10 protein-coding genes and 1 other RNA gene are annotated in these 13,227 nt (G+C 31.7%); 5 read left to right on the top strand and 6 right to left on the bottom strand.

Going from position 1 to position 13,227, the window contains the following annotated elements:
* Window positions 1-24: 24 nt before the first annotated feature.
* Window positions 25-1,065, bottom strand: coding sequence for a formimidoylglutamase (locus J2W95_RS05550; protein ID WP_310004789.1), 1,041 nt, complete (start codon window positions 1,063-1,065; stop codon window positions 25-27).
* Window positions 1,066-1,152: 87 nt separating this feature from the next.
* On the opposite strand from J2W95_RS05550, the gene J2W95_RS05545 reads away from it, so the two are divergent.
* A complete protein-coding gene (locus tag J2W95_RS05545) occupies window positions 1,153-2,028 on the top strand; it encodes a synaptonemal complex protein 1 (RefSeq protein ID WP_310004786.1) in 876 nt (291 codons plus the stop codon).
* Window positions 2,029-2,124: 96 nt separating this feature from the next.
* Here the strand turns inward: J2W95_RS05545 and hutI are convergent, their stop codons facing one another.
* On the bottom strand, window positions 2,125-3,363 hold the full coding sequence (gene hutI, locus J2W95_RS05540) for an imidazolonepropionase (RefSeq protein ID WP_310004784.1): 1,239 nt from the start codon (window positions 3,361-3,363) through the stop codon (window positions 2,125-2,127).
* Window positions 3,364-3,369: 6 nt separating this feature from the next.
* A complete protein-coding gene (locus J2W95_RS05535; RefSeq protein WP_310004782.1) occupies window positions 3,370-4,419 on the bottom strand; it encodes a glutaminyl-peptide cyclotransferase in 1,050 nt (349 codons plus the stop codon).
* Window positions 4,420-4,507: 88 nt separating this feature from the next.
* Between J2W95_RS05535 and ffs the strand changes: the two genes are divergently transcribed.
* From ffs to fsa, 3 genes are all read left to right on the top strand, one after another.
* An RNA gene (ffs, locus tag J2W95_RS05530) (signal recognition particle sRNA small type) lies at window positions 4,508-4,605 on the top strand.
* A gap of 218 nt (window positions 4,606-4,823) precedes the next feature.
* Entirely contained in the window at window positions 4,824-5,627 is an 804-nt protein-coding gene (locus J2W95_RS05525; protein WP_310004780.1) for an SDR family oxidoreductase, read from the top strand.
* A 45-nt stretch (window positions 5,628-5,672) separates the two neighbouring features.
* On the top strand, window positions 5,673-6,329 hold the full coding sequence (fsa, locus tag J2W95_RS05520; protein WP_310004778.1) for a fructose-6-phosphate aldolase: 657 nt from the start codon (window positions 5,673-5,675) through the stop codon (window positions 6,327-6,329).
* 207 nt (window positions 6,330-6,536) lie between these two features.
* Here the strand turns inward: fsa and J2W95_RS05515 are convergent, their stop codons facing one another.
* The 3 genes from J2W95_RS05515 to J2W95_RS05505 form a co-directional block, all read right to left on the bottom strand.
* Complete coding sequence (locus J2W95_RS05515; protein WP_310004775.1) at window positions 6,537-7,976, bottom strand: MFS transporter; 1,440 nt, start codon at window positions 7,974-7,976, stop codon at window positions 6,537-6,539.
* 194 nt (window positions 7,977-8,170) lie between these two features.
* Window positions 8,171-8,872, bottom strand: a complete 702-nt coding sequence (locus J2W95_RS05510; RefSeq protein ID WP_310004773.1) for a LytR/AlgR family response regulator transcription factor — start codon at window positions 8,870-8,872, stop codon at window positions 8,171-8,173.
* Entirely contained in the window at window positions 8,862-9,902 is a 1,041-nt protein-coding gene (locus J2W95_RS05505) for a sensor histidine kinase (protein WP_310004770.1), read from the bottom strand. Before J2W95_RS05505 ends, J2W95_RS05510 begins: the two co-directional genes overlap by 11 nt.
* 277 nt (window positions 9,903-10,179) lie before the next feature.
* Between J2W95_RS05505 and J2W95_RS05500 the strand changes: the two genes are divergently transcribed.
* Entirely contained in the window at window positions 10,180-13,227 is a 3,048-nt protein-coding gene (locus J2W95_RS05500) for a SusC/RagA family TonB-linked outer membrane protein (RefSeq protein WP_310004767.1), read from the top strand.

Raw genomic sequence — 13,227 nt, 5'->3', positions numbered from 1 at the left:
ATTTTGGCAAACTTAATATTTGATTTATAGTACAATAGAGTTTTGTGCTTTCATAAAATCGGTTACTAAATAACCAATTAATTTTCCGATTAAATGATTGTTTTTGTCTTCACCTAAATCTGGGGCTCCTTCACAAATATGTAAATAAGTAGCGTTTTTGTTTTTTCCAAAATAAGAAACAAATTGACGTAATTCTTCAATTGAAAAACCACTTAAAGTCATTGCACTACTTGCAATATTTGGGATGGCATCCAAATCAATTTCGATTCCAAATGGGTCGTTTTTAATAAAATCTAGAGCAGTTACCATTTCTTGATCAAAGTTTTTTTCTTTTCTAATATTAACACTATCGTAAGTGTTGTATCGAACTCTGTCTTCAATTTTTTTTATTATGTCCAAAACACTTTTGGAAGTGTAATTTTCATGTAGTCCAAAAATGAAATATTTCTTTAAAAACCCTTCTTCGAAGGCATATGAAAAACCATTTCCACTATGACGTCCTTCCAAAATTCTAAAATCGGAGTGGGCGTCAAAATTGATGGCATTTATTGCTTTTCCTTTGGCAAGAGCAGCTCCTTTAATATTTCCGTAGGCATTGTTGTGTCCGCCACCAATGACAATAGGGATTTTACCACACTGTATAATTTTACAAATTATATGGGAAACTTCTTTGTCAATTTTTTCAACTAATTGACTTAACTTAGAACGGTCGTCAATATCATTGAAATCAAGATGTTTTACTTCTTCCATTTCTTGTTTTACATTGAGCTGACCTAAAACAATAATTTGGTTTCCTTTCGAAAAACGATTGTGTTGTATGTTGGCTATACTTTTAATAGCACTTTCCCATGCAGATGCAGCTCCTGGTCTTCCATAATTGGCTCTTACTCCAATATCTTCAGGAATTCCAAATAAGACAAATTTTGCATCACTTGATTTTATAAAAGCTATAGGGTCAGTGTTCTTTGGTATTGTAAGTATTTTTTCACCAAACTTAATTTCACCACTTCTATGATTAGTGATTTTTACTAGATCGTTAATACTGAGCGTGATAAGGTTTTCCATAAAAAAATATATTTTTCAAAAATAATATAATTGTATTAAGTTGCGTTATATATATTATTAAATTTGTAAAAACTATAATATTTTAACATGGAAAATCAAAAAAACAATCAAAGTCTAAAAGCTGTCATAGCCGTTTTAGCTATTTTATTAGTAGGGAGTTTAGTTTATATTTTTAAAATGTCTTCTGAAGTCGAATCAGTTCAGTCCGAAGTTGTAAAAGTTGGATCAGAAAAAGAATCGGTTATGAAAGATTTACAAGATCTAAAAGCCACTTATGATGCCGCTATTGCAGAAAATACCTCAATGTCTGAGGAATTAATTCAAGAAAGGGATAAAGTCGTTAACTTGATGGATGAACTTAAAAGAACGAATGGTGATTTATCAAAATACAAAAGCCAAGTTCGTTCTATGCAAACTCATATGAATGAATTGATGAAAGAAAATGAAGGTTTGAAAAAACAAAACGTAACTTTGACTAATCAACGTGATAGTACAGTTGTTGTTTTGGGTCAAGCACAAAAATTCAATGAAGTTTTAGTTGGGCAAAATGAAGAGTTAGCAAAAACTGTTGATAAAGGATCTAAATTATCAATATTGAATTTGCAAACTGCAGCTTATAAATTAAAAAACTCAGGAAAAGAAGTTGCTACAGATAAAGCCAGTAGAGCAGACGTTCTTAAAATAAGCTTTACTATTGCTGAGAATTCTATTGCCAAATCTGGGGATAAAGATTATTATGTGCAAGTAATTGATAGCAAAAATAATGTATTGGGTGAGGCTAAATCTATTACTTTTGGATCTAAAGAATTGTTATATAGTTTTGTTTCTAGTGTGAAATATGAAAACAAAACTGTTCAAGTATCTCAAGATTTAGCTGGAAAAGATTTTGCAAAAGGAATGTATTCCGTAAATGTTTTCGATAAGGATCAATTGGTTTCATCAACAAATTTCTCTTTAAAATAAGAGACAATTTTTTTTAATAAAAAAAGGGAACGATATTCAATCTGAATATCGTTCCCTTTTTTTATTTTGCTTCAATTTTTTTAAAACTTTAAAATATTAATCAATAATTCCACCATCAAGCATTACTTTATCAATTAGATTACTGCCAAAAGCATACGGTAATTGATAATAAGATGGTATTGCTTTTGTGATGATTAAGTTGGCTTTCTTGCCTTTGGTAATACTCCCATGAGTTTTAGAAATTTCCATCGCATAAGCACCATTTAAGGTTGCAGCATTTATGGCTTCTTCGGGAGTCATTTTCATTTTGATGCACGCTGTGGCAATTACAAAATTCATATTTCCTGATGGTGTTGAACCAGGGTTAAAATCGGTAGCAAGAGCCAAAGGAAGTCCTGCCGCAATCATGTCGCGTGCCGGTGTGTAGGGAATGCTTAAAAAATAGGAACAAGAAGGTAAAGCAACCGGCATTGTTTCGGTATTTTTTAAATCTTCTATGTCTTCTGGTTTCATTATTTCAAGGTGATCTACCGAAAGCGCATTGTATTTTACGCCAGATTGTATTCCTCCAATAGAATTGAATTGATTGACATGAATTTTTGGCTTTAAGCCAAATTGAATTCCTGCTTCCATAATTTGTTCGGTCTCTTCAACTGAAAAATAACCTGTTTCGCAAAAGATATCAATAAAATCGGCCAATTTGTTTTTGGCAATTTCAGGAAGCATTTCGTGTATGATTGATTCTATATAACCTTTTTTATTGTCTTTAAAAGCGGTAGGGAAGGCGTGGGCTCCAAGAAAAGTTGCTTTTATGGTTATTGGGTAGTTTTTGGATAATTGTTGGATAACGCGAAGCATTTTGAGTTCTCCTTCAACTGTAAGACCATAACCTGATTTGATTTCAACTGCTCCCGTCCCTAATCGTATTACTTCTTCAAGACGCTCTTTCGATTGATTGTAAATGTCTTCTTCTGAGGTTTCGTTAAGTTTTTTTGCTGAATTTAAGATTCCACCACCTCGATTGGCAATTTCCTCATAAGTCATTCCGTTAATGCGATCAACAAATTCTTGTTCGCGATTACCGGCGTAAACGATGTGAGTATGGCTATCACACCAAGATGGAAGAACTATTTTTCCGGTAGCATCGATAGTTTTATCAACGGCAATTTTAGGTAAATTGTCCATAGATCCAAAATCAGAAATCAAATCATCTTTGATGAGTAAAAAAGCATTCTTTATTGTGGGCAAAATAGACATTTCAGCTCCGGATACTTTTAAAACAGAATTTTCACGAACCTGAAGCAGCTCTTTAATATTAACTATTAATGTTGTCATTTGTATTTATTCAGTAATAATAAGTTCAAACGTTTTGTCCCAATATTTACCAGTTACAAAAATAGTTTTGGTTTTTGGATTGTAAGCAATTCCGTTTAGAACATCAGCATTTGCATTTTTTATAAATTTTTTCAAACCAGACATATTCAAAATTCCTTCAACTGATCCAGTGTTTGGGTTTACAACTGCAATAGCATCTTTTTGCCAAACATTCGTATAGATTTTACCATTGATCCATTCTAACTCATTAATGGCTTTTATTTTGGAATCGGCAGAATATACATTAATATAATCAATCATTTTTTGAGTTTTTGGATCCATTTTCCAAATTTTTTCTGTTCCGTCTGTTTGATAGATATAAGTGCCATCATTAGTCATTCCCCAGCCTTCGATATCTTTTTCGTAGGTGAATTTTTTCTCTAATTTCAGCGTTTTAGCATCATATATAAAACCTGTTTTTTCTTTATAAGTCAATTGATATAATTTACCGTTTATAAAGGTGATTCCTTCTCCAAAATACATTTGATCTAAATCAATTTGCTTATAAATTTTACCTGTTTTATAATCGTATTTCCTAAAATACGATGATCCATATTGTCCTGTGTTTTCACACAATGTGTCATTGTAAAATTCAAATCCTTCTGTAAAAGATGCTGGATCATGCGGGTAAGTATTGAGAATTTTATAGTTTAATAATTTAGGTTGTACATTCGAAACCATTTCTATTCTTGCAGTTGCTTCCGAGTTTTCGCCATCAAAATAGACTAAAGCTTTAAGGTATTGATAGCCCAGTTTTTGATCTTTCAAATTGAAGTTTAATTTCTCATTTCCTTTTTTGAAACCTACTTTTTTATCGTTTACAAAATAGATTATACTGTCAATTTCTTTAGAATTTGGGTTTAAAATACCCAACGATATAGCATCATCAGAGGTATAATGTGCCTTGTAATTGGAATTATCGAAGGTAAATATAGAATTTTCACCATTTTTTGTGTTCCCACAATTTGCTAAAATTATTCCTAAGAAAATGATAAATAGGAAGTTATAGTTTTTCATATTTTTGAAATTTTAAAAAGCCAATATACAACGATAATTTTAAGAGGCAAAGCCCTTGCAAAGATATAAAAAGATTGTATATTTGCACCGGCAAGTCCTACACGACCAGCTCCTGCAGACTCCCCCAGGATGGGAACATAGCAAGGGTACGTGGTTGAGCGGTGCGATGTAGATCGCTTGCCATTTTTTTTTAATTTCATATTCTATACAAGAATTTTGCAAAAGTAGTCTTCCTTCGGGAGGATTTTTTTATTTTTACCCAATAAGTATTTAGATTTTATAATAAAGAAAATAAATTTCAGGAAATTTGAAGTTGTAAATTTTTAGTAGTGTACTAATATTTAGAATATATAAAATTAATCTACTTCTCTCAACCCATAATCCATAAATCATAACAGATAACAATGAATAAAGTAGTCTTAATTACGGGAGGATCTTCAGGAATAGGGAAATCAATTGGAGAATTTTTACATCAAAAAGGATTCGTGGTATATGGAACGAGTAGAAACCCAGAACGTGTACTTAATTCGATTTTTCCTCTAATTACTTTAGATGTTAGGAATGCAAATTCCATTCATTTGGCAGTTGCCAAAGTTATTGAGATTTCCGGAAGACTAGATGTTGTGATAAATAATGCAGGAGTTGGTATTACAGGACCTTTGGAAGAAATTCCGATGGAGGAAATCAAAAATAATTTTGAAACCAACTTTTTTGGACCAATTGAAGTGATGAAAGCGGTTTTGCCACAAATGCGTTCGCAACAATCGGGATTAATTATTAATATTACCTCAATTGCTGGATATATGGGATTACCTTATCGCAGTGTTTATTCAGCTTCAAAAGGTGCTTTGGAATTAATTACCGAAGCATTGCGTATGGAAGTGAAGTCATTCGGAATTCAAATTACCAATATAGCTCCTGGTGATTTTGCTACCAATATTGCTGCAGGACGTTTTCATGCACCTGTAATAAAAGGTTCGGCTTATGAGTTGTCTTATGGAAATAACTTGAAAACCATGAATGAACACGTGGATAATGGAAGCAATCCAAATGAAATGGCCGAAGCAGTTTGTGAAGTGATTCAAAATTCTAATCCAAAAATTCATTATAAAGTCGGTGCTTTTATGCAAAAGTTCTCTATTGTATTGAAGAGAATTCTACCTGATAAAGTGTATGAAAAAATGCTGATGAATCATTATAAATTGTAATTTTGCACCGAATTTTTTAAACACACAATTAAATATAAATATATTATGAAGTTTTTTATTGATACAGCTAATTTAGCTCAAATTAAAGAAGCACAAGCCTTAGGCGTTTTGGATGGAGTTACTACAAATCCATCATTAATGGCTAAAGAAGGAATTACAGGAAAAAATAACATTTTGAAGCATTATGTTGACATCTGTAATTTAGTTGAAGGAGATGTAAGTGCTGAAGTGAATGCGTTGGATTACGACGGTATGATCAAAGAAGGTGAAGAGTTAGCTGATTTACACGATCAAATCGTTGTTAAATTACCAATGACAAAAGAAGGAGTAATGGCTGCAAAATATTTCTCTGATAAAGGTGTTAAAACCAATGTCACTTTAGTATTTTCTGCTGGTCAGGCTTTATTGGCTGCAAAAGCAGGAGCTACGTATGTTTCTCCTTTTATTGGTCGTTTAGATGATGTTTCTACTGACGGTTTGGCTCTTATTGAAGAAATTCGTTTGATTTATGATAACTATGGTTATGAAACTGAAATTCTTGCTGCTTCTGTACGTCACACTATGCATATTGTAAATTGTGCTAAAATTGGAGCTGATGTAATGACAGGACCATTATCTGCAATTTACGGTTTATTAAAACATCCATTGACTGATATCGGATTAGCTCAATTTGTTGCTGATTTTGAAAAAGGAAACAAGTAAAAAAGTAATCAGTTTCAGACTGAAAATGCTAATAAAAAAGTCTCATTTCGTAATGATATGAGACTTTTTTATGATTTAAAGAATTTAAAAGTGTTCAGATTTTCTGTTTTAAAACTTGAGGTTAATAAAAAATCCCATTTTGCTATTCTGCAAAATGGGATTTTTATTTGTATTCATTTTACTGAATTTTCAAATCTGAAAACTGTTTTAATGTCCTCCAGATACTTTTTTATCAAAATCGATTCCATGCGCTTTTAAAATTGAACTTACTTTCCAAGCATAAAAAGCAAGATAAGCAAAACAAATGATACCGACGATGTAGCTGTTTTGTATTCCAATGATTTCGGCTACTGCACCTTGGCCCACACTCACAAAACCACCACCCATAATCATCATGATTAGGAAGCTACTTCCTTGGCTAGTATGTTTTCCTAATCCACTTACAGCTAAAGTAAAGATACATGGCCAAAGAGTACTACAAAATAAACCAACACTGGTAAAGGCATAAACACTTATCATTCCTGTAGTTCCCATACCGACAGCAGTTGCTAATATACCTAAAGAAGAAAAAATTAACAGCATTCTGGCTGGATTTCCTTTACTCGCCATATCAGCTCCAATTAGGACTAAAATTACCAATCCATAGATGTAAAAAGGAGTTAAATCATGATTAGCAATTGCATTTACAACCAAAAACACACCAAATGCTAAGTATGGAGCAATAAAACGCAATATTTTTAATAGGCTCATATTTTCAGTAAAAGCTTCAACAGCTCCAGTCCAACGGCCAATCATTAAACTTGCCCAATATAAAGATATGTATGGAGCGACATCTTTGGTTAAAAAACCTAATTTACTTTCCATATATGCAGGTAGGTTACTTGCTGTAGAAACTTCAACCCCAACATATAAAAAGATTGCAATCATACCCAATACTAATTGAGGATATTGTAAGGCTGATGTTTTTACTGATGTTGCATCATGGGAATCATCTTCTTCAATTAATTCTGGTCGCTCTGGTAACGATGAGAATTTTAATAAAATACCAACTATTAAAAAAGCCAATCCTAATATAAGGTATGGGATTTTTACGCTTTCAATACTTGCAGTGGTATTGGCATTTGTACTTGAACCAAAAATGGCAAAACTTACAATTAACGGACCTATTGTTGTTCCTAAATTGTTGATACCTCCTGCCAATGTCAAACGTTGGGAACCAGTTTTAATTGGTCCTAAAGCAATTGCCAATGGATTAGCCACGGTTTGTTGTAGTGAAAACCCTAGTCCTACAATAAATAATCCTGCCAACATTAATGTAAAAGAGCCTGTATTCGCAGCAGGATAAAATAAAAGTGTACCCAATGCCGAAATAATCAAACCTATTGACAGTCCATTTTTGTATCCAATTCTGTTTACTAAATCTTCTTTTATTATAACTGAAATTCCCATATATATAAGAGAACCTACGGTATATGCTATATAGAAGGCAAAAGCTACTAATTGACTTTCTCCTTGCGTTAAATTAAATGCTGTTTTGAAAACCGGAATAAGAATATCGTTACTTGCAGCTACAAATCCCCAAAAGAAGAATACGATGACTAAGGGGATAAACTGTCCCCATTTGGTTTGTGAATTTTCTGAACTCATAATTTTTAAAAGTTTAAGTTTTTGGTTATTATTAATTTTTTGATGCTGCAAGACTGTAAATATATTTGTTAAGAATTTCAAAAAAAAATTTTCTGATATAAAGTTTTTCACTTTTATATAAACGACATTATTTCGTCAACAAATAGTTATTTCATTACATTTTATTGAGTTAATATCTAGTATGTAAGTAGATATTATTCTAGGATTTTGCTTTTAACTTCTTTACTGTAATTTCGACCTATAGGAATGGTATAAGATAAAATTTGTATTCTATTGCCTTCAATAGATTTTACTTTATTCAATGCTATAGTGTATGATTTGTGGATACGCATAAATCGATCTGTAGGTAATTCTTCTGTTAATGAAGTCAATGATTTATGAGTGATATAAGTTTTTTCGGGAGTAACGACTTTGATGTATTCTTTCATTCCTTCGACAAAAAGAATCTCATCAATATTAATTTTCATCATTTTTTTATCGACTTTGATAAAAATATGTGGTTCAATATGATGGTTTTCAATTTTGATATTATTTTTTAAATTGTATTCGGCTTCAATTTTATGAATGCATTTTATAAAACGAGGCAATGGAATGGGTTTTACTAAATAATCCAATACTTCCAAGTCATAACTTTCGGCAGCAAATTCCCTAAAAGCAGTTGTGATGACAACTCGAGTTTTATTTTCAATTAAACTGATTAATTCAAACCCTGTCATCATAGGCATATTGATGTCTAAAAATACGGCATCAACATTATTTGAATTTATAAATTCGAGTCCTTCTAATGAATTATTAAATGTACCGATAACCTCAAAGTCTGAAAAATTTCCAAAATAATTGAGCAATACTCTTATAGCTAAGGGTTCATCATCAATTAATACACATTTAATCTTCATTATATAAAGGTATTTGCATTTTTATAATAAAAAAGTTGAATTTTATCATCTGTTTTATGCTAAAATCATTTTTATAAATTAGCTTCAATCTTTTTTTTGTATTAGATAAACCAATTCCTTTTTTGCTTTTTAACGGTGGTGAAATTACAAAATTATTTATTATTTCAAATTCAAGTTTCGAATTCACAATCCTAAAATTTATTTTCATTTTCAGTTTTCCGTTATTTAAACCTCCATGTTTAAAAGCGTTTTCAATAAGTGTAATAAACAATAGAGGTGGAACTTTTATATTATCAATATTTGATTCTAAGTTTATCGCAACTTCTACATTTTGAAATCGTAATTTTTCAATTTCAATATAATTTTGAATGTAATCGATTTCTTTTATAAGCGGTACAAATTTAGTATCATCTATGTCATATAGGACATATTCCATCAAATTGGAGAGTTTAATGATAACATCTGGAACTTTGTTTGATGATTCCAGTGATAATGCATATAAATTATTCAAGGTGTTAAAAAAGAAGTGAGGCTGAATCTGGTTTTTCAAATATTTTAATTTGATTTTAATTTGATTTTCCATTATCGCTTTGTTGCGATCTCTTTCTCTTAACCAAGTTAGCAAATAATAGAAGGACGATGCTATTGCAAGAACATAAATTTCACCAATAGTAACGGCAACAATATGGTTTATTTCAAATGGTCTATAGTCTCTATTGGCTTCAGGCCAAATATTCTCCGAAATTATATAATAGGTTAACCCCGTTTTTAAAAGGTAAACGACAGCCAAGCTGACTAATAATGAAAGGGTGTATTTAATATATTTTGATTTTAAAACGAATAAAGGGACGAGTATAAATATATTGAAATATACAAAAGGAATATGAATAGCATACTCCAATAAATTGGATTTGAAGGAATATTTATAATCATTAAAATACGCCCCCCAACGCAAAAAATTAAGAAAAAACCAGATTAACCAGAACCATACATAGTTTATGGGTTTTATTTTGGAGTTTTTTTTTTTCATTTATAACGGTGAATGTTGTAATGCGGTAAATAGAATTATTTAGAATTTAATTTTGCAACAATAATCATTTTGTCATTAAAAAAAGCATTTTGATGAAAAAAATGTTGAAATATAGGTAGAAGAGTTTAAAAAATATTTAAGCAAACGTTTTCGAAAAACGCATTATTGATTAAAACATGTCGTTGGTTTAAAAAGTAATGCTGTTGGTTTAATATATTTTTTTTAACAGTACGTTAAGAATAATTTTACGCTATAACTAACAAAAAATAATTTAAAAATGAAAAAAATTTTTTTAATCGTGATGATTATTTTTACGACGCAAGTAACCCTTGCGCAGGTAAAAAAAATCAATGGTTTTGTTTCAGATGCAGCGGGTACCCCTATACCAGGTGCAAATGTTAACGTACAAGGCGAAGCTAATGGCGCTACAACAGACTTTGACGGTAAATTTACAATTGAAGTTAAGTCAGGTGCTACATTGGTGGTTTCATATTTAGGATATGAAACTCGAAATGTAGTAGTAGGAGAGTCTTCAACAATCGATGTAAAGTTGAATTCAGCAGGTTCTACTGCGTTGACAGAAGTGGTTGTAACTTCATTAGGTATTAAGAAATCAAAAAAATCTTTAACTTATTCAGCTCAAGAGCTAAAAGGTGAAGATCTAGTTAGAGCAAAAGATCCGAATCTTATGAATACGATTGCAGGTAAAATTGCGGGAGTTGCTGTAACTAAAAGTGCTGGAGGTTCAGGTGGATCTACAAAAGTTACTATTCGTGGAAATTCATCTACAACAAACAACAATCCTTTATATGTTGTTGATGGTGTACCAATGTTGAATATATCTTCTATACAGCCTAATGATTCGTTTGGTTCTACTCAAGGTGGTAACCGAGATGGGGGAGATGTTATAGGGTTGTTGAATCCAGATGATTTTGAAGGTATGACTGTACTTAAAGGTGCATCAGCAACGGCTTTATACGGTAGTCAAGGTGCTAGAGGTGTAATTTTATTGACTTCTAAAAAAGCAAAAGAAGGAGTTTCAACATTCAAAGTATCTTCAAATACTACAGTTGAAACAGCAGCTTATTTGCCTAAGTTTCAAACTTCTTACATCGCTAAACCAGGAGCAGATGAGTCATGGGGAGCTGCACAAAGAACTCCAGATCATACAAGAGACTTTTTTGATACAGGAGTTACTCAAATATCTTCATTTGGTTTTTCTACTGGATCTCAAAATTCTGCTACTAATATATCTTATGCTAATACTTCATCTAATGGAGTTTTACCAACTAACAGTTTGAGTAAAAATAACTTTAGCATCAGACAAATGGGAAAATTCTTTGGAGACAGATTGACAGTAAATGCTAATGCAAATTACACCTCTCAGTATGTTACAAACAGACCTACTAGTGGTTTGTATTTTAACCCTCTTACTGGTCTTTACTTGATGCCTAGAGGATATGATTTTAACGAATATAAAAATAATTTTGAAGTTTTTGACCCTGCTAGAAATATGATGGTTCAAAATTGGATGACTAATAGAGATATCGAACAAAATCCATATTGGGGATTGAATCGTAATAAATCTAAAGATGGTAGCCAATATATGAATGGTGCTGTTGGGTTAAACTATAAAGTTAATAGTTGGCTTTCTGTTGGATCTAGATATAATTATGATAGAATTACTTCAGAATTTGATAAAGAAATTTATGCAACTACACAAGGTACTTTGTCTCATCCAAATGGTAGATACATCAATATTAATAATGTAAGTACTCAAAATTATGGAGATTTAATTGCTACTATTAATACTAAATTTAACGATGATCTTACATTCTTTGCAAACGTAGGAACAAGTTTTACAAAAACTTCGCTTAATGATGAAACTGTTTTAGATTCTGATCCATCTGGTTTAGGTATTACAAATTGGTTTACACTTCACAATTTTAATTCTAATACTGGTAATTATCAAAATTACGGTTTCCGTAGAGAGCAACAATCGGTTTTTGCTGCAGCTACTTTTGGTTACAAAAACATGTTGTATGTAGATGTTACAGGACGTAATGACTGGTCTTCTACATTGGCAAATACGGGGAATATGTCTTTCTTCTATCCATCTGTTGGGGTGACTTGGCTTATATCTGAGACTTTTACAATGCCTGAAGCAATTACATTTGGTAAAGTTCGTGCTTCATATGCACAAGTTGGTAATGACGTTCCAGCATTTTATACATCGCCAACTTCGGCTTATGTTGCATCAAATCCACAAAATATTAATCCAACTGTTGGTCCAAGACCAGGTACAAATTTGAAACCTGAAAGTCAAGATTCATATGAGTTAGGTACTGAATGGAGATTTGTTAATAACAGATTTGGAATAGAATTGACGTACTATAATAATGAAACTAAAGATCAGTTGCTTACAATTCCTGCACCATCTACAAATGCTGAAGGATACCAAAATTATGCTTACAATGGAGGTGTAATTAAAAATAATGGTATTGAGGTATTGGTTAATGCTAGAATTATCGATAATGATAAATTTAAATGGGATGCTACTGTAAACTATTCAAAAAACAACAATGAAGTTTCTGGATTACCAGAAGAATTAGGAGGTACAGTTATTCTAACTCCAGCAGGTGTGAATAGTTATAGATATTCATTGATTAATGGTCGTCCATTTGGAGTTATCGAAGGAATTAATCTTAAGAAAGATGACCAAGGAAGAGTTTTATTGAATGAAGATGGTTCTATTCAAAAGACAGGTTTTGAAGAAGTTGGGAATGCGAATCCAGATTATATGTTAGGTTTTAATAACTCATTCAAATTTGGTAACTTTTTCTTAAACTTCACTATTGACGGACGTTTTGGTGGAGATGTAATGAGCTTAACTGAAGCTGTAAATGACAAATTTGGTGTTTCTCAAGCAACAGGAAATTCTAGAGATGCAGGTGGTGTTGATATTAATGCAGTTTATGCTCCAGGAACTACAAAAGCGGGTCAAGCATATGCTGGAAAATATGATTCAGAAAGCTACTATAGCCAAGTTGGTGGTAGAGAAGGCGCAACAGGAGAGTATGTTTATGATGCAACTAACGTAAGTTTAAGAGAATTGGCTTTAGGATATACATTTGATCTTAAAAACAGTAAAATTTTCAAAACAGCTAATTTATCTTTAGTGGGTAGAAATTTATTCTTCTTCTACAAAGACGCACCATTTGATCCAAATATTTCTTTAAGTACAGGTAATGGTTTACAAGGGATTGATGTTTATGCAGCACCATCTACAAAAAGTATCGGTCTTAATTTAAATGTAACTTTCTAA

The sequence above is a fragment of the Flavobacterium granuli genome (genome assembly GCF_031456055.1).
Classification (GTDB): domain Bacteria; phylum Bacteroidota; class Bacteroidia; order Flavobacteriales; family Flavobacteriaceae; genus Flavobacterium; species Flavobacterium granuli_A.
Note: the sequence above shows the minus strand (reverse complement) of the source record. Positions and strands in the feature narration are given on the sequence as shown.

Excerpts from the sequence above, each read along its gene's own strand:
- J2W95_RS05545 (WP_310004786.1), top strand. The coding sequence starts at position 1,153 with ATGGAAAATCAAAAAAACAATCAAAGTCTAAAAGCTGTCATAGCCGTT.
- J2W95_RS05500 (WP_310004767.1), top strand. The coding sequence starts at position 10,180 with ATGAAAAAAATTTTTTTAATCGTGATGATTATTTTTACGACGCAAGTA.
- J2W95_RS05510 (WP_310004773.1), bottom strand. The coding sequence starts at position 8,872 with ATGAAGATTAAATGTGTATTAATTGATGATGAACCCTTAGCTATAAGA.
- J2W95_RS05550 (WP_310004789.1), bottom strand. The coding sequence starts at position 1,065 with ATGGAAAACCTTATCACGCTCAGTATTAACGATCTAGTAAAAATCACT.
- hutI (WP_310004784.1), bottom strand. The coding sequence starts at position 3,363 with ATGACAACATTAATAGTTAATATTAAAGAGCTGCTTCAGGTTCGTGAA.
- fsa (WP_310004778.1), top strand. The coding sequence starts at position 5,673 with ATGAAGTTTTTTATTGATACAGCTAATTTAGCTCAAATTAAAGAAGCA.
- J2W95_RS05525 (WP_310004780.1), top strand. The coding sequence starts at position 4,824 with ATGAATAAAGTAGTCTTAATTACGGGAGGATCTTCAGGAATAGGGAAA.
- J2W95_RS05515 (WP_310004775.1), bottom strand. The coding sequence starts at position 7,976 with ATGAGTTCAGAAAATTCACAAACCAAATGGGGACAGTTTATCCCCTTA.
- J2W95_RS05535 (WP_310004782.1), bottom strand. The coding sequence starts at position 4,419 with ATGAAAAACTATAACTTCCTATTTATCATTTTCTTAGGAATAATTTTA.
- J2W95_RS05505 (WP_310004770.1), bottom strand. The coding sequence starts at position 9,902 with ATGAAAAAAAAAAACTCCAAAATAAAACCCATAAACTATGTATGGTTC.